This window comes from uncultured Paraglaciecola sp., assembly GCF_963977085.1.
Taxonomy (GTDB): domain Bacteria; phylum Pseudomonadota; class Gammaproteobacteria; order Enterobacterales; family Alteromonadaceae; genus Paraglaciecola.
Genome location: NZ_CAXBNC010000026.1, coordinates 15,315 through 33,920, shown reverse-complemented (window position 1 = coordinate 33,920; position 18,606 = coordinate 15,315). Strand labels below are relative to the sequence as shown.

At 39.7% G+C, this 18,606-nt stretch carries 19 protein-coding genes; 12 read left to right on the top strand and 7 right to left on the bottom strand.

Annotation, left to right across the window (positions count from 1 at the left end; genetic code table 11):
- Positions 1-116 precede the first annotated feature (116 nt).
- Positions 117-536: a DUF1801 domain-containing protein gene (locus tag AAC000_RS20855; RefSeq protein WP_339725567.1), complete on the top strand. Its 420-nt coding sequence runs from the start codon at positions 117-119 to the stop codon at positions 534-536.
- A 39-nt stretch (positions 537-575) separates the two neighbouring features.
- Here the strand turns inward: AAC000_RS20855 and AAC000_RS20850 are convergent, their stop codons facing one another.
- Positions 576-1,490 (bottom strand): LysR family transcriptional regulator, encoded by a 915-nt coding sequence (locus AAC000_RS20850; RefSeq protein ID WP_339725565.1) that lies wholly within the window; start codon positions 1,488-1,490, stop codon positions 576-578.
- A gap of 103 nt (positions 1,491-1,593) precedes the next feature.
- On the opposite strand from AAC000_RS20850, the gene AAC000_RS20845 reads away from it, so the two are divergent.
- The gene (locus AAC000_RS20845; protein ID WP_339725563.1) at positions 1,594-2,331 is read left to right on the top strand and encodes a CPBP family intramembrane glutamic endopeptidase; all 738 of its coding nucleotides are present in this window, start codon (positions 1,594-1,596) and stop codon (positions 2,329-2,331) included.
- 87 nt (positions 2,332-2,418) lie between these two features.
- On the opposite strand, the gene AAC000_RS20840 is transcribed toward AAC000_RS20845, so the two are convergent.
- The gene (locus AAC000_RS20840; RefSeq protein ID WP_339725601.1) at positions 2,419-2,937 is read right to left on the bottom strand and encodes a DUF2062 domain-containing protein; all 519 of its coding nucleotides are present in this window, start codon (positions 2,935-2,937) and stop codon (positions 2,419-2,421) included.
- A 52-nt stretch (positions 2,938-2,989) separates the two neighbouring features.
- Here AAC000_RS20840 and AAC000_RS20835 point away from each other — a divergent pair, with 52 nt between their 5' ends.
- The 8 genes from AAC000_RS20835 to AAC000_RS20800 all read left to right on the top strand — a co-directional run bounded on the left by AAC000_RS20835 (position 2,990) and on the right by AAC000_RS20800 (position 14,215).
- Positions 2,990-5,251, top strand: a complete 2,262-nt coding sequence (locus AAC000_RS20835) for a DNA internalization-related competence protein ComEC/Rec2 (RefSeq protein ID WP_339725561.1) — start codon at positions 2,990-2,992, stop codon at positions 5,249-5,251.
- A gap of 101 nt (positions 5,252-5,352) precedes the next feature.
- Positions 5,353-7,125, top strand: coding sequence for a lipid A export permease/ATP-binding protein MsbA (gene msbA / locus AAC000_RS20830; protein ID WP_339725559.1), 1,773 nt, complete (start codon positions 5,353-5,355; stop codon positions 7,123-7,125).
- On the top strand, positions 7,122-8,132 hold the full coding sequence (gene lpxK, locus AAC000_RS20825) for a tetraacyldisaccharide 4'-kinase (protein ID WP_339725557.1): 1,011 nt from the start codon (positions 7,122-7,124) through the stop codon (positions 8,130-8,132). The genes msbA and lpxK overlap by 4 nt, the downstream gene beginning before the upstream one ends.
- The gene (locus AAC000_RS20820) at positions 8,132-8,335 is read left to right on the top strand and encodes a Trm112 family protein (protein ID WP_339725556.1); all 204 of its coding nucleotides are present in this window, start codon (positions 8,132-8,134) and stop codon (positions 8,333-8,335) included. The genes lpxK and AAC000_RS20820 overlap by 1 nt, the downstream gene beginning before the upstream one ends.
- 85 nt (positions 8,336-8,420) lie before the next feature.
- The gene (gene kdsB / locus AAC000_RS20815; RefSeq protein WP_339725555.1) at positions 8,421-9,176 is read left to right on the top strand and encodes a 3-deoxy-manno-octulosonate cytidylyltransferase; all 756 of its coding nucleotides are present in this window, start codon (positions 8,421-8,423) and stop codon (positions 9,174-9,176) included.
- Between the two features lie 9 nt (positions 9,177-9,185).
- Entirely contained in the window at positions 9,186-9,848 is a 663-nt protein-coding gene (locus AAC000_RS20810) for an SDR family oxidoreductase (protein WP_339725553.1), read from the top strand.
- A complete protein-coding gene (locus AAC000_RS20805; protein WP_339725551.1) occupies positions 9,826-11,064 on the top strand; it encodes a crosslink repair DNA glycosylase YcaQ family protein in 1,239 nt (412 codons plus the stop codon). Before AAC000_RS20810 ends, AAC000_RS20805 begins: the two co-directional genes overlap by 23 nt.
- A 259-nt stretch (positions 11,065-11,323) precedes the next feature.
- Positions 11,324-14,215, top strand: coding sequence for an insulinase family protein (locus tag AAC000_RS20800; protein WP_339725549.1), 2,892 nt, complete (start codon positions 11,324-11,326; stop codon positions 14,213-14,215).
- A 42-nt stretch (positions 14,216-14,257) separates the two neighbouring features.
- On the opposite strand, the gene AAC000_RS20795 is transcribed toward AAC000_RS20800, so the two are convergent.
- On the bottom strand, positions 14,258-14,629 hold the full coding sequence (locus AAC000_RS20795) for a glutathione S-transferase N-terminal domain-containing protein (protein WP_339725547.1): 372 nt from the start codon (positions 14,627-14,629) through the stop codon (positions 14,258-14,260).
- Between the two features lie 183 nt (positions 14,630-14,812).
- Between AAC000_RS20795 and AAC000_RS20790 the strand changes: the two genes are divergently transcribed.
- Complete coding sequence (locus AAC000_RS20790; protein ID WP_339725545.1) at positions 14,813-15,043, top strand: RNA-binding S4 domain-containing protein; 231 nt, start codon at positions 14,813-14,815, stop codon at positions 15,041-15,043.
- 112 nt (positions 15,044-15,155) lie between these two features.
- Positions 15,156-15,314 (top strand): YqaE/Pmp3 family membrane protein, encoded by a 159-nt coding sequence (locus tag AAC000_RS20785; RefSeq protein WP_339725543.1) that lies wholly within the window; start codon positions 15,156-15,158, stop codon positions 15,312-15,314.
- Positions 15,315-15,364: 50 nt separating this feature from the next.
- On the opposite strand, the gene AAC000_RS20780 is transcribed toward AAC000_RS20785, so the two are convergent.
- The 4 genes from AAC000_RS20780 to ppk2 all read right to left on the bottom strand — a co-directional run bounded on the left by AAC000_RS20780 (position 15,365) and on the right by ppk2 (position 18,550).
- The gene (locus tag AAC000_RS20780; RefSeq protein ID WP_339725541.1) at positions 15,365-16,171 is read right to left on the bottom strand and encodes a sulfite exporter TauE/SafE family protein; all 807 of its coding nucleotides are present in this window, start codon (positions 16,169-16,171) and stop codon (positions 15,365-15,367) included.
- A gap of 25 nt (positions 16,172-16,196) precedes the next feature.
- A complete protein-coding gene (locus tag AAC000_RS20775) occupies positions 16,197-16,859 on the bottom strand; it encodes an energy-coupling factor ABC transporter permease (RefSeq protein WP_339725539.1) in 663 nt (220 codons plus the stop codon).
- A 17-nt stretch (positions 16,860-16,876) separates the two neighbouring features.
- Positions 16,877-17,683 carry an exodeoxyribonuclease III gene (gene xthA, locus AAC000_RS20770; protein ID WP_339725537.1) on the bottom strand — a complete coding sequence of 269 codons (807 nt, stop codon included), beginning with the start codon at positions 17,681-17,683 and terminating at the stop codon, positions 16,877-16,879.
- Between the two features lie 96 nt (positions 17,684-17,779).
- Positions 17,780-18,550, bottom strand: coding sequence for a polyphosphate kinase 2 (ppk2, locus tag AAC000_RS20765; RefSeq protein WP_339725536.1), 771 nt, complete (start codon positions 18,548-18,550; stop codon positions 17,780-17,782).
- Between the last annotated feature and the right edge of the window lie 56 nt (positions 18,551-18,606).

Below are 18,606 nucleotides of genomic sequence, written 5' to 3'. Positions count from 1 at the left end.
GCACCAAATTAGCCTAAAACAGTATTTAGTTGACATTGCTTACGGCCCACTTAATCTGTATTCACCAAAATTAAGCGTAATATGCTTGGCAAAGTCACTCAGTATTAGGAGATGGTATGGCTGACAATAAGACACTACCCACAGCATGCAAGGTTTTAGACTTTGTGCAGTCTATTGATAATAAACAAAAGCAAGTTGACGCCTTAGGCTTACTGGATATTTTTGCTAAAGTAACTAAGCAGGACGCTGTGATGTGGGGCAGTAGCATAATTGGGTATGGCACATACAGTTACCAAACGGCAGATAAAAAAACGCATCAATTTATGCGTACGGGTTTTTCTCCACGTAAGAATAACTTGGCATTGTATATTATGGTGGGATTTTCTGATTTTGAAGAGAAATTACAACAACTGGGTAAATTCAAGACGGGTAAGTCTTGTTTATACATCAATAGATTAAGTGATGTAAATGAGCGGGTGTTAGAGGAACTCATTGAATTGTCTTTAGTAGAAATGGCGCGCCGTTACCCAGTTTGATGTTTAGTTTAAGTCATATTTTGTAGTCAAAAGTAAGGGTTACCAATATTTTCTTTTTGAGAGGAAAAAATCAATAAAAGCACGCACTTTAGGTTGCTCAAGTTTTACTTGATGATAATAAATATAAATCTCAGCGGATGAATACCAATATTTCTGTAAAACCGGTACCAATTGATGCGTGGCCAGATAGTCTTTAATATCATCATTGTCTACTAACGCATTGATTAATCCTAAACCTTGCACCGCAAATTTAGATTGACCTGCAACTGTCTTCATTGGTGCGTCTAAAATGACAAAGTCCATCTCACGTTGTTGGCTATTGGCGACCTTATTGACTATAAGCGCATTGCTAGGATCACTGTGTGGATGACTTATCATCTGGTGATCTTTTAACTCATCAGGTGTCTTGGGCGTTCCAAATTTAGCTAGGTAGTCGGGAGAAGCAAAAATCCCCAATTGTGCTTTCCATAAGGAGCGACGTTTTAGCGCAGGATGTTGCATTCCTAAATATTCTTCAATTCCCCAATAAATATCATAGGGGTTGTTATTTATATCGATAATGTTTTCTTGTACTTCAAAAATCAGTTCTATGTTTGGGTAACACTGATGGAATTCGGCTAACCAAGGGAAAACCGTTTCATCAAAGGTTTGGGTTGACTGAGTGACAAGGCTCAGCGTGCCAGAGAATTCTCCTTGTCGTGATTCCAGCCAATGTTCGATGGCATCATGTTGTTCCAGTATTTTATGTACTCGAATCAAAAACTCTGCGCCAAACTGAGTCAGTCTGATCTTTCGGGTACTGCGTTCAAATAGGGGTTCTGCCAGTCGTTTTTCTAGTTGTGAAACCTGTTTGCTCATTGCCATAGGCGTTTGCCCTTGAGCATTGGCTGCTAATGTAAAACTACGATGTTTTGCAACTAGTGCAAAGGCAATTAGCGTTTCGGTTTTAAACATAATGACACGATTTTAATCTTTTAGTTTACTAACTGTAAAATACTATACCATTAATTTGTTTTAGTTTTGCCTCTACACTCATTTGAGTGACTAAAGAAACAAAGTGAGAAACAAAATGGAGTATCTAGAATATTTACTGTGGGGCTATTTTATCCTCAATCCCCTGTATATTTATTTGAGTTATGAACAAGAAAAACAAAGTGTAATTGCAAATCCTGACATGCGCGTTGTTATGTATCGCACTTGGATGTTACATCTTTGGTTACCTGTGATGTTATTAATGGTGATCATCAATCAAACTGCAATTTCATTAAATGATATTGGCTTACATTGGCATTGGGATCTGGCTAATCAACTCGGTGTTGGTGGATTGATAGTGATCTGTGGGTATTTTTTATTTTCACTCAAACAACTGAATAAAAACACCCATGAACACCCAACAATTAGAAAACAGATTGCCTATGTTCAATGGATGACTCCGTCCAACTGCAAAGAAGCGCGTTATTTTATTTTGGGGTTGTCTGTAAGCGCGGGTATTTGTGAAGAAATCTTGTTTCGGGGCTATTTAATGCAGGTGTTAGGGGATTATTTTCCCACTTATGGGGTTGTTATCATTTCGAGTCTAATGTTTGGTTTACCACATATTTACCAAGGTCCAATTCATATATTACGAACCGCCATAGTAGGAGCCACTATGGCTTTACTCTACCTTTACACAGATTCACTGGTTATTCCCATCATTTTGCACGCTATGTTTGATATGTATGGCGGCGCAATGGCCTATATTGTTTTTTCAAAAGAGCCGCAGCAGTTGCTTGAAGACACCCCTGAAACCACTTAGTGGTGTCTACTAATCGATGCGCTATTTTTTTGATGGGGTATTTTATTAGGCGTATCTCAATGATCAGTGATACTCCCTCGTTGGCCTTTAGGGGAAACGTTTATGGATACGTTGTTTCCATGCCTTCTTGACGGATAAGCGCCAAAGATAATTTAAGCTAAAATAGCCCACTGCACTAAACACTACAGAGCAAATAAAACAACCGACTAAAAATGCTGGGCCTATTGTTTCTATGCTTTGTACTACCCAGTCCCAATTTAACTCAAAGCTAAAGTCTCTTTTTGGAGAGCCCAGCACAGTGGTGCCAACTAAATAGGCGCCATAAAAAATGGGTGGCATAGTAAAGGGATTAGTGATCCAGACAGTGGCTACTGATAACGGCAAGTTAACGCGAAGTGGTATCGCCATAGCGGCAGCTAACCACATTTGAAAAGGGATTGGCCAAAACGCAAAAAATAAACCCACAGCAAAAGCTCCAGAGGCAGAGCGTCGATTCAAATGCCAGAGATTAGGATCGTGTAATAAAGTACCAAACACAGAGAGAACTTTGTGGTCTTTGACTTTTTGGGGGCTGGGCAGAAAGCGCTTAATAAACTTTTTCAGAATAGTTCTCTATACTTTAATTTCATGCAGCAACGGATCGCATATACCAGTAACAATGGACAGTAAACTTCTCAGTTTTATCGCCGCTTCTTTCACAAGTTTAGTGTGGACTAGCTTGCCTTCCATCGTTATCACTATTTTACTATTTATTTGTACTTGCCTAATAATTCGGAAATATCAACACTTAGGCTGTTTTCTGCTTGGCATAGTCTGGATGGCGAGTGTAGGGCATTGGCAATACACTTTGCAACTATCTTCAGAACAAACTAGTCAACCAGTACAAATATTAGGCAAAGTGAGTAGTTTAGTCATAGCTGAGCGAAATATTCGTTTCAATCTTAAGGTTACACATCTTGACCAGCAACCTTTGTTTTTCGCTAAAACCTTTCGTCTGAGTTGGCGAGACCCAGATTGGCAAATACAACAGGGCCAACAGGTTAAACTTATGGTGAAAGTTAAACCTCCTCATGGATTAGCGAATGAAGCTGGCTTTAATTATCAACAATGGTTGTTTAGTGAAGGGATCATTGCCACCGGTTATGTCAAACCACATGGTGATAATCAACTAATTGGCGATGTTAAGAGCATTAGACAAACCTTGCTCAATCGCATGTTAGCTTTTGATTTGCCCCATAGTCGTTGGTTGGCCGCACTCACTTTCGGTTATCGAGGAATGTTGCAACCCTTTGATTGGTTGTTAGTACAGAACACTGGAGTGGCCCACCTTATTGCAATATCTGGCTTACATTTGGCTTTGGTCGCCAGTATCAGTTACGTGTTGATAGGGTGGGTAGCAGGTGCATTGATTAGCAGGTTTGACACTTTGCATTATATCAACTTACATAACTTCGCTATGTTGTTGACACTTTTCAGTACCTTGAGTTATTCCGCCTTAGCCGGATTTGGTTTGCCAACTCTAAGGGCATGGCTGATGTTGTTTCTATTTAGTTTGATTTTTTTGTGTAATAAAAACCTTGGGGCTAAACGTTTAATTTTGTTGGCGCTAAGCGTTTTTATTTTGCTATTTCCTTTGAGTATATTTGCTCTGAGCTTTTGGTTAAGTTTTACTGCGGTGATCATTATTTGTTTTGTTTTTTGGCGCTGGCCAGTCAAGAAAACCGACTTTTCTTTGAGAACGTTATTCACAGGTATGCTCAAAGTGCAACTCTGTTTAAGTGTTTTGATGTTGCCGTTGGTGGCGTGGCAGTTTTCCTATATCTCGACGGTATCGCCTGTTGTAAATTTAATTGCAGTGCCTATTGTGACTATGATTTTGGTGCCAATTTGCATCATGGCGGTGGTTTGTTTAGCAATCAATCCTGAATGGGCTTTTGCGTTATTTGCAATTGCCGACTTTATAGTGGGTTATGGTGTTGAGTTTCTCAATTTTGCATTAAAACTCAATGGTGCCTACTTTAACCTACCTGTGTTTTCGCCTTGGGTGTGGTGTTATGTTTTCCTCTTTGTATTATGTGTTTGTTTGCCTGCTTTCTGGTTAAATAAAAAATACCTGTGTCTGTTTTTGCTGCCCCTCGCGAGTTATTGTTTTACCCCAAAAACCACTACATGGCGGGTTGATATTTTGGATGTTGGGCAAGGAGTGGCGGTGTTAATCACTAAAAATAACCGAGTCATTATTTACGATGTTGGAGCGAGTTATCCATCTGGCTTTAATATGGCAGACAGCGTGTTGTTACCCATTTTACAGGCGAGGGGATTGTCTAATAAAGTCGATTTAGTATTGCTTAGCCATGGAGATAATGATCATGCTGGAAGTTTGCCGCAATTGTTAGAAGGTATACAGCAACCTCAGGTATTAACTAATCAAGATAAGTGCCGGCAAGGGTTTGATAGGGTTTGGCAGGGGTTACGCGTTACTGCTTTGTGGCCAGACGACCCCCTTAAATACAATGACAACAATGGTTCCTGTGTGATTAAAGTAGCAGATGATTATCACAGTGTTTTGTTACCAGGAGACATTGATAAAAGTATTGAAAAGCAGCTAATAGAGACAGAGTCAGAGGCAATACAAGCGGATATTTTAGTGGCACCACACCATGGCAGCAATACCTCTTCATCCAGTGAGTTTATTCGAACCGTAGCGGCTAAATACGTAATTTTTAGTCAGGGTTTTATGAATCGTTGGGATTTTCCTAGACAAGAAGTAATAGATAGATATCAAAAATTCAATACTGCAACCTTGTTTGCAACCTCTGATTCAGGTCAAGTATCCTTTTTTATTGAGTATAATTCCACGGCAGCAGCAAAGGTAAAAACCGTCAGAAAGGATATGTATCCCTATTGGTATGCAAATTAAGGATAGCGGATCTCATAAATTATCTCATTGATAGTTGGGGATTTTCGCCCTAACAGTTACACTAGCTTGGTATTTTAATTTCATCAGATAATAGTCATTTAATGAGCAAACAGAGCAATTTAGACACAAAAGTGCCAAATAACATTTTTAAACGTTTTCGCGTTTACCTTAAAAACTTCAAATTCGCGTTTTTAATTGCTGTGATTGGCATGATTGGTTATTCAGTGATTGATGTATTGGTGGTGGCTCAACTCAAGCCAATAGTGGATGACAGTTTAGGCAAAGGTAACTATGAGTACCTTAGGTTAGCCGCTTATTTTATCGTGCCGATTTTTATTTTGCGGGGCATTCTTAACTTTCTGGGTACCTATACGGTGGCTTGGATAGGTAATCATGTTGTGATGCAAATGCGCCAGCAGTTGTTTAATCAATATATTCATTTACCTGTGGCTTTCCATGATACTCATGGTACCGGAAAATTAATATCCAAGGTTATCTACGATACTGAACAGGTTTCAAACGCAGCCGGTAAAGCCTTGTTAACCTTAGTAAGAGACGGTGCTTTTGTAATAGGTTTGCTGATTGCAATGTTTTACTATTCTTGGCAATTGTCGTTGATCTTTATTCTGATCGGCCCTTTAGTGGCGGTTATTGTGTCTGTCGTGAGTAAACGTTTTCGAGTGGTCAGTCGGCGTATTCAAGATGCCATGGGCAATTTGACCGCTGGTGTCGAACAAGTGATTAAAGGCCACAAAGTGGTGTTGATGTTTGGCGGGCAAAGCCTTGAAGATAAACGTTTTACAGATAAAAATAATCATAATCGCCAGCAAAATATGAAGTTGGTAGTGGCCAGAATTTTGAGTGTGTCTTCGATACAAGTGATTGCCTCTATTGCCTTAGCTGTTGTGCTCTATGTTGCAAGTTTCCCAGATTTAGTTGAGTCTTTGACGCCTGGTGTATTTGTCAGTGTGGTGGTTTTTATGACGATGTTACTAAAGCCATTAAAACAACTTACTACTGTTAATAGTGAATTCCAAAGAGGCATGGCTGCTTGTTTAAGTATTTTTGAAGTTTTAGATCAACATATTGAACAAGACACAGGAACTCAGACTATTGATAGAGTTAAGGGCCAAATTGACTTTAAAAATGTGACTTTCCATTACCCAAGTAAAGAAGCCGCGGCACTAAAAAATATCTCGTTTTCAGTCAAACCAGGGCAAACCTTTGCTTTGGTCGGCCGCTCTGGAAGCGGTAAGTCGACCATTTCTAGTTTGTTAACACGTTTCTACGACAATCAATCCGGTGAAATACGCCTGGATGATAATTTGTTGACAGATATTCCTTTGAAAGACTTACGGCGACAGTTTGCGTTAGTCTCGCAACATGTCGTGTTATTTAATGACACTATTGCCAACAACATAGCCTATGGCTCAGAGGGGAAAGTGAGCCGCGAGCAAATATTAGCTGCGGCCAAAACCGCCCATGTTATGGAATTTTTAGAGCAACTACCTGATGGTTTAGAGACGGTAGTGGGTGAAAACGGCTTTATGTTATCTGGAGGTCAGCGCCAACGTTTAGCCATTGCCCGTGCCTTGTTGTTAGATGCGCCAATCCTGATTTTGGACGAAGCCACATCAGCCTTAGATACCGAATCTGAACGACTGATCCAAGATGCCCTTGATCAATTGCAACACAACCGCACCAGTATAGTGGTAGCCCACAGGTTATCGACCATCGAAAACGCCGATGCAATTTTAGTCATTGAGGCAGGTGAAATTATTGAGCAAGGTAATCATCAAAGTTTATTGGCGCAAAATGGCGCGTATTCTCAATTGTATAATATGCAGTTTGGAGAGGAGCCAGTCGTCAAGTGAGTTGGATAGATAATATGTGGTACTCACCAAGTTGGTACCATTGGCCAGTTATCCTACTGTTATTGCCTCTTACTGCGTTATTTTGGGCTTTGTCTTGGTTACGAAGAACCTTATTTCGACTTAATATCAAAGCGTCTGTTGATATTCCTGTGCCAGTCATTGTGGTGGGAAATATCAGTGTTGGCGGCAATGGTAAAACACCACTAGTGGTTTATCTGGCTAAACGTTTACGGCAAGAAGGTTATCACCCAGGGGTATTAAGTCGCGGTTACGGCGGAAAAAATGCCAGTTATCCTATGTCAGTTGAACCAAGCAGTCTGGTTGATTTGGCTGGGGATGAAGCAATATTGATGCGTCGCCATATTAACTGCCCTTTGGTGGTGGATCCGCAGCGCCCAAGAGGTGCGTTGCATCTAATAGATAAACATAAATGTAATGTGATTATTTGTGATGACGGGTTGCAGCATTATGCGTTAAATAGAGATATTGAAATTGTCGTAATGGATGGTCAAAGACGCTGTGGTAACAATATATTATTACCAGCAGGCCCGTTGCGAGAGGGAACGTGGCGATTAAAAACTGCGGATCTATTGGTATTAAACGGTGGTTTAGTCACAAATGGCGAACATTTAATGTCACTGGAAGCAGGGCAACTCATAAATATTAAAAACCCAACTAAAAGTTTATCCCTGAGCAGATTAACCGTGCCTGTTACTGCGCTCGCCGCAATAGGTAACCCGCAACGCTTTTTTTCTTTGTTGCAAAAAAAGCAAGTTAAGATAAAAAAACAGCTCAGTTTTGTGGATCATCATGCTTTTACAGAAGATGATATTCCCGATGGACTTGTAATAATGACAGAAAAAGATGCTGTAAAATGTACCCATATAGCACATGATGATTGTTGGTATTTACCTGTCAGTGCCAGTTTAACCCGTCAATTTGAATCGCAACTCTTGCAAAAATTAAAGCATGTGGCTGCGGATAAAAAACCAAGTAAGAGAAAATAATGGCCTTTGATAAAAAATTGTTAGATATATTAGCCTGCCCAGTTTGTAAGGGTAAGTTATTGCACCATAATAAGCAGGCGCAACTTATCTGTAAATTTGATCGTTTAGTGTATCCTATTCGAGAAAATATTCCGGTATTGTTGGAATCAGAAGCTGAACACCTGTCTAGTGATGACATGGAACAACTGTTAAAAACCGTCTAACATCTTAGCTGGCCTTATATTCATAACACCTCAAAATTCGCATCTTGGGTTGTTACTAGTATAAATATTTTGAAGAGATTTAAGTATGCAATTTAATGTCATTATCCCTGCACGTTACGCGTCAAGCCGCTTTCCTGGTAAACCTTTAGTAGAAATACAAGGTAAACCTATGGTGCAACACGTATATGAGCGCGCTCAAGAATCAGGGGCCAGTAATATTTTAGTGGCCACAGACGATCTGAGAATTGCCAAAGTGGTGAGTGACTTTGGTGGTAAATATTGTATGACGGGTGCCCACCACGAATCAGGTACAGAGCGTTTGGCAGAAGTAGTCGATTTACAAAATATGTTGTCTCATGAGTTGGTGGTGAATGTGCAAGGTGATGAGCCTTTTATCCCTGCTGAGAATATCCTACAAGTGGCTGAAAATTTACATAATCACCAACAAGCTGAAATGGCGACACTAGCAGTTAGGATCACCGATGTTGAAGACGCGTTTAACCCTAACACTGTTAAAGTGGTCATGGATAAGCAAGGGTATGCTATGTATTTTTCTCGTTCGACTATTCCCTACGACAGAGCGCGCTTTCTTGATTCAGATAGCATTGATGAGATAGGTGAGTTCTACTTTAGACACATTGGTATTTATGCGTACCGCGCCGGATTTATTAAACAATATGTGAATATGTCACCTTCAGGAATTGAACAAATTGAATCCCTAGAACAACTGCGAGTTTTGTGGCATGGTGAAAAAATACATGTTGAAGAAGCCAGAGTTTCACCACCCATTGGTATTGATACCCCAGAAGATTTAGCTCGATTAATCGCTACTCAAAAATAAGGAAGTTTTATGGCTACTGTCGTTATTACCGGCGCCAATCGTGGCATAGGTTTAGAGTTTGTAAAACAGTATTTAGCTAAGGGTGACAAAGTTTTTGCTTTGTGCCGCAATACGAGTGACGAACTTAGTCAAACAAATGCCAAAGTGATCGATAAGGTCGATGTGGGGAGTCCTGAATGTTTAGAAAAAACATTGCGTACATTCAATGATTTGAAAATTGATCTGTTGATCAATAACGCTGGCGTATTGGCAAACGAAACCTTAGAACATATGTCACCTACAACCCTCGAATATCAATTTAGAGTGAATGCAATGGGACCTTTATTGGTCACTCAAATGCTGAGAAAACAACTGGTTAAAGGTGCCAAAGTTGCGCTGATTAGCAGCAGAATGGGGTCAGCAACAGACAACACTTCTGGTGGTCGTTATGGCTATCGTATGTCCAAGGCCGCGTTGAATATAGCGGGCGTGTCTTTAGCCCATGATCTTAAAGAGTATGAAGTGGCCGTTGCTTTATTACACCCTGGATATGTGCAAACCGAAATGGTCAATAATAGTGGCGATATTTCTGCTGCTGTAGCAGTTGAGCGGTTAATGCAGCGCATTGAGGAATTAAACTTAAGCAATTCAGGTACGTTTTGGCATTCAAATGGCGAAGTCTTGCCGTGGTAATAGTGTTATTTTACCGCCACTTGAGTTAACTCAAAAACAAGCCTGTAAACTAGCCCTTGTCTGCCAAGGGCTACACAAAAACTTTGCCTTTGGACAAGGTATAAAAGGTGTCAATGCCGCTGTTAAACACCTAAGCTATATTCAAATAGACTCCATCTCTGTTATTCAACGCGCCCATCATCATTGTTTGTGGAGTCGCGTAAAAAATTATCAGCCTGATTTTATTGAGCAACTTATTGCCCAAAAACAAATATTTGAATACTGGTCCCATGCCGCCGCATATTTACCTATACAAGATTACCGTTTTTCACTACCTAAAAAACACGCTATTGCGGCAGGTGAAAAACACTGGCGGGAGAAAAACCCCATTGCTGAAAAACGTGTGTTAAAAAGAATTCAGCAAGAAGGCCCATTAAGGGCAAAAGACTTTGAACATGATCACACCAAAAAGAGCAACGGGTGGTGGGATTGGAAACCAGACAAAATTGCCTTAGAACAACTCTTTATTGAAGGGGAGTTGATGGTTGTAGAAAGGCAAGGTTTTCACAAAGTCTATGATCTCACTGAGCGAGTGTTGCCTGCTGGCATAGATACAACTGTTCCCAGCGCCATTGAATTCGAACGTCATTTAATTAGCCGTTATCTATGTGCTCATGGTTTTGCATCCGCTCCACAAATCAGCTACTTACGTAAGGGATTAAAAAGTCAAATCACGCAAACTTGTGAACAAATGCTTGAAAATAGTGAGTTGCAGCCAGTCACAGTTGCTGGTCAAGGTTATTATGCGTTGCCCAATGTCACTGATTTACTCAAACAGTCGGTTAATCGCAATCAAGTACAGATATTGTCTCCCTTCGATAATGCAGTGATCCAGCGTAAAAGACTCTCTGAGATCTTTAGTTTTGATTATCAAATTGAATGTTATGTGCCACCCGCCAAACGACAATACGGTTATTTTAGTTTGCCATTGTTATGGGGAGCTGAGTTTGTAGGGCGAATGGATGCCAAGATAGATCGTAAAACCCAACTATTACATATCCAAAATCTGCATTTAGAAACCTCCAAGGTAGATGACTTTATTAAGGTGTTGCAGCCATCACTCAAAGCCTTTATGCAGTTTAACGGCGGCAATGATATGCAAGTTCATAAAGTGACTAGCAATCAAGGATTAGCGGCAAACCATCAAGCAGACATTAAGAAACGTCTGCAAATGTGATAGTTTATCTGTTATCCCAGTTGGCAATAGTTGATGGGCTTTTTACTGACAATCCTGAGGTTATTTGTTCTTTGTTGTAGATAAGCGCTATTTTAAATGGCAGCTTTCAATCAAGGTAACTAGGGGAATGTATCTTAGCCATTATTTTTAAATACCTTGTTAACTCCAGTCCGATCGTTTTACTATTAACGAGTTACTCCCACCTGTTTTATCAATTGATGTATTAGCTATTAACCACACATCAACTAAGGAAGTTCAATTGAAAAAGTCATTGTTATATCTAGCCACTGTATTATCGGTAAGTTTAGTTGTTTTTGCTTGTAACAGTAACACTCATCAAAGCTCGTCAGTTTCAGTTGCGCAAAATCAACAAAAATCTCACGTTGTAGACAATCCTTTTTCCGGACAAGTACCTCTATCTCCTAGAGTTATAAAAGGGAAATTAGCCAATGGTGTGCAGTATATTATTCGTCAAAACGATAAACCCCAGAAACGAGCCGAAATTCGTCTGGTGATTAACGCCGGTTCGGTGTTAGAAGATGAAAGTCAATTGGGTTTTGCGCATTTTGCTGAGCATATGGCCTTTAATGGCACTGAAGATTTTAAAAAACAAGAAATTATAGAGTATGTCGAATCTATTGGTATGCAGTTTGGCGCCCATTTGAATGCGCATACCTCTTTTGATGAAACAGTATACAAGTTACAAGTGCCTACAGATAACAAAGCCACACTAGAGAAGGGCATTCATATATTAGAAAATTGGGCGCACAAAATTAGCTTTGAGCCTGAAGAAATTGAAAAAGAGCGTGGTGTAGTGATTGAAGAAATGCGCACTAGATTAGGTGCAAACACACGTATTATGTACAAACAGCTCCCGGTTATATTTAAAGGTTCACAATATGCTAAGCGTATTCCTATTGGTAAAAAAGACATTCTGGCCAAAGGTAAACAGGAGGATTTAATTCGTTTTTATAAGGACTGGTACAGACCGGATTTGATGTCTTTGATTGCGGTTGGAGATTTTGAACCAAAACAGGTAAAAGCCCTTTTTGAAAAGTATTTCTCGAATATAGGCGCTGCAACAGCTGAACAAAAACCACGTAAACAGTATTTGATTCCAGATAATAAAACCCCCTTAATTAGTATTGAAACCGATCCGGAACTGATTAGAACCTTAGTGAATGTTCAAATAAAACGTCCTTTATTTGAGCCGCAAACTTATGCCGACTTTAGGGAGGCATTAACCCATCAATTATTTATTGGAATGTTGAATAGTCGTTATCTTGAAAATGTACTTAACCCTGATTCACCCATAATTGGAGGTGGAGCGAGATTTAGCCGTTCCTTTGGTGACAAAAGTATCTTTTCTGTAGGAGCCGCAGTGAAGCCGGGGAAAACCAAAGAAGCCCTTGGATTTTTATTGACGGAGGTTAATCGCACTATTCAACACGGTTTTAACGAAGCAGAGTTGGCACGACAAAAAGCCAGCATCAAGAATGTAAACGAAAAAAAGGCGAAGGAAGCCAATAATTTCGAGTCTCGTAGTTTGGCTAGTGAATACGTTCGTTATTTTGTAAATAATGAGAATAATCCTGGTGCCATACATGAGAATGAAATAGTGCAACACTTCCTAGAAAACATTAGCTTAGAAGAAGTTAACAAGGTTGGTAAGAATTGGGTAACGGATGAAAATCGTCTGATTTCAATATCAGCTCCAGATACCGAGAAAACCAGTTTGCCTTCCGAGAATGAGGTGTTAGCTATATGGCAACAGGTTGATTCCTTAGCACTTTCGCCTTACGTAGAAATAGCCATTGGGGATAAGCTGATAAATATAGCGCCTAAAAAAGGCAATATTGTAGAGAAACACTATAACGCATCACTCGATACACATACATGGGTGCTAAGTAACGGCGCTAAAGTGTGGTTGAAAAAAACAAATTTTAAAGAAGATTCCATTTTATTCTCGGCTCGCAGTGAGGGAGGGTATTCATTAGTTTCGGCTGACTTATATAAGCAGACATTCTTTGCCAGTTATATCGCTAAAATGATGGGGGTGGGTGAATTTAATATAAATGATTTGAATAAGTTTATGAAAGGTAAATCATTTAATCTTGCCAGTGAGATTCACGATAAATATCAGAAATTGCAGGGAACAAGTTCAGTCAAAGACATTGAACACTTTCTACAATTGCTTAATCTTCAATTTTACCCTCCAAGGAAAGATATAGAGGCTTTTGACACAGTCATAGCGGGCGCTGCACCTTATTATGAAAATAGGCTTATCAGTCCGCAAAGTGTGTTTAATGAGGCAATTCGTCAGACGCTATATGCTAATGATCCCCGCTCATTCCAAATCGATGCTGCTGCAGTGAGAGGCATTGAACTTGAAAAGTCTCTACAGCTTTATCATGAGAGGTTTTCAAACGCTGCTAACTTTAACTTTATTTTTGTGGGCAACCTTGATTTGACGCAAATGGAAAACCTAGTTACTACTTATATTGCAGGTTTACCGGCCTCTGAAAATAAAGAAAGATGGACACGACGTCCCGAGCTACGTAACAAAGGCAAGCTATCACTTACAGTTAAAAAAGGCCTAGAGCCAAAATCAAATGTTGTATTTAAGCTATTTGGTGAAACTCTATGGTCTCACCTTGAGGAGCGCAAATTTAAGACCCTTCAAGCTGTGTTAAAAACCGTATTAAGGGAAAGACTCCGTGAAGATAAAAGCGGTGTTTATGGGGTGCGTGTAAATGGTCATTTCTCAAAAGATGATAATAGGTACTCTCTCAATATTTCGTTTAGTTGTGATCCAACACGTACAGACGAATTAACTGCTGCAATACAAACAATATTTGAAGAGTTAAAAGCGGACCTCATGGCAGACAAATATGTCAATAACTACATTACTCAAGAACTCAAATCCCTAGAAGTAAATAAGAAACATAATTGGTTTTGGGTGAATTATTTGACTGGTATTGCAGATCCTCAAGAATCAGTATTATCTTTCGCAGAATATGATGCGTTGTTGAAAAAGATGACGCCGTCTGCAGTAAAAGAAGCCGCTAATAGGTTTTTAAATATGGATGACAGCCTACTTGCGGTGTTACTACCCCAAGAGGAAGAAGCGAAAAAGTCGTCGCAACCATAATGAAAAAAAGGGCTAAATTTTATTCAGCCCTTTACTATGCTGCTAAGCAAATCTGTTTTTAAGATAACTAATGATCTCAGATGAATCATACAACCATTCAACACCACCTTCTTTCTCAATACGTAAACAAGGGGTTTGAATTTTTCCACCACCTTGCAGTAACTCTTCTCTAAAAGGTGAGCCCTGTGAGGCGTTACGTTTAACTATAGGTAGGTTCATTTTATACATAGCGCGGCGGGTTTTGATGCAAAATGGGCAAGCAAAAAATTGATACAAGGACAGTTTTTCTACCTCCCGTTCCACTTGTTGTTGCACTTCTGCGTTACGTTTTAGTTTTGAACCTCGGGTGACAAAGTCAATGGCAGCGATGATGCCGCCTAATAAGTTACGAATTAGGTTAATTAATAGTTTCATCTATAGAGCTCTGTGAATGAATTAGGGTGGGTGTTTGGCGCCGCCATGATAACAGCTACCCTGGGTGGTTTTAAAGCATCTTATCTTACGGTTAAAAGTTGTGGTGTTTTGGTGCATACTTATTATTGAATTGCGAAAGCAAAAGGGTTTAGAGATTGAATTTAAATAAGGTTGAAAAGACAAGTGACAATACTAGCCACAAAAGATATCGAAATTAACGCAGAACCCATAGCGCTGTATCAAATACTAAAATTTGAAGCTCTAGTATCCAGTGGCGGCGAAGCTAAATCTGTCATCGATGAGGGTAGGGTAATGGTAAATGGAGAAGTTGAAACCAGACGCCGTAAGAAGATAATGTCCGGTGATATAGTAGAATTTGCAGGTGAACGTTTTAGAGTTATCTTGCAGGAATAAATTTAATAGCGTAGACACTAAGGTGATGCAACATCTAGTTGTTGTGCATATTAGTAAAATCAAACAAACTAGACCTAGTTCAACAAGACGATAACGATAAAAGAGGAACATTATGAATAAACTTATACTGATTATTTTGGCTATATTTTTACCACCTATTGCGGTTTTTCTAAAAAGTGGAGTTGGAAAAGATCTGCTAATCAATATACTTTTGTGTCTGCTTTTTTATGTGCCAGGTATCATTCATGCGATATGGGTAAGTACAAAGTAGCGCTTTTAAAAATAAACGCAGCTGCGTAAATATCGTAAGCTGCCATTTTTTTACAACAAAACGTTCATCAACATCTTGATGCTTAAACCGACCAACAATACAGCAAAAATCTTTTTCAGTACCTTGACAGGAAGCTTAGTCGACAACTTCACCCCCACTGGCGCCATAATAACGCCACATATGGAAATAATTATCACGCTAGGTATATGTACAAAACCGACAATAGCCTGATTGTTAGCTAACTCTTCTACACTGATATGCCCGTTAATTGCGTAACCAATAGTGCCTGAAATAGCGATAGGAAAACCAATTGCCGCCGAACTTCCTATGGCACTTCTCATCTCTAGTCCTCTACTCATAAGGTATGGCACACTCAAAACCGCACCACCAATTGCCACTAAGGTTGAAACGCTTCCAATGCCTAAACCAGCCAGTTGTGGTGGTAGTTTGGTTCTTTTCGCTGTTACCTGTTGTTTGTTGAAAAATAGTTTTATAGAAATACTAAACATAAATAACGAAAAGAAGATTGCAAGAAAAGTGGTGTTTATGAAGGGAACTAAGAATGAAATGGAGATGGCTCCAACAATGATCAAAGGCACCATTGCTTTTACATAAGTCCAGTCAACATTATGGTTTTTATAATGACTAAAGGCGCTAGAAAGTGTGGTAGTAATTATGGAAGCCATAGAGGTGCCAAGAGCAAGATGCACGGCATGACTAGGCACAATATCTGCTGATAAAAACAGGGTAGTGAGCATAGGCACTAAAATACCGCCACCGCCCACTCCCAATAATCCCGCTGCAAAACCCACTACTATGCCTAGTAAACTCAATTGCAATATGAATTCTGTTGTCACTAATAATTCTCTCGAAGCTAAGGGGCTATTTTTTATCCAAATACAATTTATCGTAAAACGTATAGACCCACTCTGGTTTGTAGATAATCAGTAAGGTGATTGTCATGCCATTAAACATGGCTTCAGGGAATAACATTAGGGTGCTGAGTATTAAATAATTGTCTTCAATCACTTGCCAAGTGTATAAACCATCAAGGTAGAAGTAGCCACTTAACGCCAACATTTTTAAGCCTATAGTTAACGCACCGGGTATAAAGGCGCACAGGAATATATAGATAAAAATGTGTCTGGGTAATTTGTGAAAAGTCACACTATAGAAGCCATAGGTAAGGGCGATTGGGGCAAGTATTCCTAACAAAAAGTTTACCCCTAACATTTGGATACTCTCTTGCCCGAATAGGGTGACTCCTAACAAAGCCAGTGTGGCACTAAAAATTGCCCAGCGAAAACCTAATAATAAAGGTAACGCGGAGAGCCATAAAAAGTGCACAGATAGCCCATCGTATATGCCTGTGCGAAACATCCACAAAATAAACATACATGCGGCACTGCCAAATACTAAGTGTTGGCATTTTTTATCGGATATTAATCGAGAAAAAATAAGTTTCTTTCCGACTAAATAAGCTATGCCTAAACTAATGAGCCCAGCTAATAATTGAAGATCGGTAAAATATGCGCTCTGTTCCACAGTGTTGTATCCCTGTGTTACTTAAATACAGACCAAATAGGCGCATGATCAGAGGGCTTTTCAAGGCCCCTAAGTTCATAATCGACATCGGCTTCTTTTAACATAGCGTGCAGTTTTGCAGTGGCCAAAATCAAATCGATACGTAAGCCGCGGTTGTCAGGAAAACCTTTTGAACGGTAATCAAACCAACTGTACTTTTCAGATTCTTCTGGATGCATATCGCGGAATCCATCAGTAAAACCCCAGCCAATTAAGGTATTTAACCATTCACGTTCTTCTGGCAAAAAACTGCATTTTTTGGTTTGTAACCAACGTTTACGATTAGGCTCACCAATGCCTATATCCAAATCGGTATGGGAAATATTGACGTCACCCATCACAATCACGTTTTCATCTGGGGTGTGATATTGGTTTAGATAAGTCATTAAATCTGAGTAATATTTCCGTTTGGCTGGGTATTTAGTTTCGTGATTCTGGTTTTCACCTTGGGGGAAATAACCATTTAACACACGCACAGTTTCGCCATTTTCCATGGGGTAGTTCACCATGATCATTCTGCGCTGTGCCTCTTCATCATCAGTTGGAAAGCCATATTGCACGTCAATGGCAGGTTTTTTACACATCATGGCCACACCATAGTGGCCCTTTTGCCCATGAAAATAAACGTGATAACCCATGGCCTCCACTTCGGCGACGGGGAATTGATCGTTATGCACTTTTATTTCCTGCAGCCCAATGATGTCTGGATGATGTTTGTTAATTAACGCTTGTAATTGATGAAGACGAGCACGTATACCATTGATATTAAAAGAAATGACTTTCATTGACGGGATCCAAAGGAAATAAATAAAAAGGCTCGGCAAGTTATATTGCCGCTGAGTAATATGGTACCAAGAACTCTGGCCAAGCTAAACCTGCATTTAGGCAAATTTTTGTGGAATATGTCTTTGCTGTTTATGTGGTGGACGTTGATAATGTTTTCTGTCAATTTCAGGTAAGGTTATTTGTGGATGTTCGATGGGATGATAATCGATTTGTGATAAAAGGTGATCAATACAATTAAGTCTGGCTGCTTTTTTGTCGTCAGCATCCACCACAAACCAAGGGCTTTGCTCGGTGTCGGTATGTTCAAACATGGCATCTTTAGCTTGTGAATATTCTACCCACTTACTTCGGGAAGCGAGGTCCATACTTGAAAACTTCCAACGTTTTAGAGGATCGGTCAATCGTTTCTTAAAACGTTTTTCCTGCTCTTCATCAGAAACTGAAAACCAATACTTAATCAGGGTGATACCAGATTTTATTAAGGTATCTTCAAACGCAGGGCAGGTGTTTAAAAACTCTTGGTATTCTTTGTCGGTACAGAATCCCATGACTTTTTCGACTCCTGCACGGTTGTACCAGCTTCGATCAAATAACACTATTTCACCTGCAGCGGGTAGGTGTGCCACATAACGCTGAAAATACCACTGGGTGGTTTCTCTGTCAGTTGGTTTACCCAAGGCAGCAATACGCACTATCCTAGGATTAAGCTTAGCTGTGATGGTTTTGATTGCCCCTCCTTTACCTGCTGCATCTCTGCCTTCAAAAAGCACCACGATTTTTTGGCCGGTTTGTTGCACCGATTCTTGTAAATGGGCGAGTTCAAGTTGTAATTTTGCTAGGTGTTTTTCATATTGGGGTTTTTTCATTGGTTCGTTAAATATCTATAATAAAAATGAAAGACTTTGATAGACTAAAACACTAA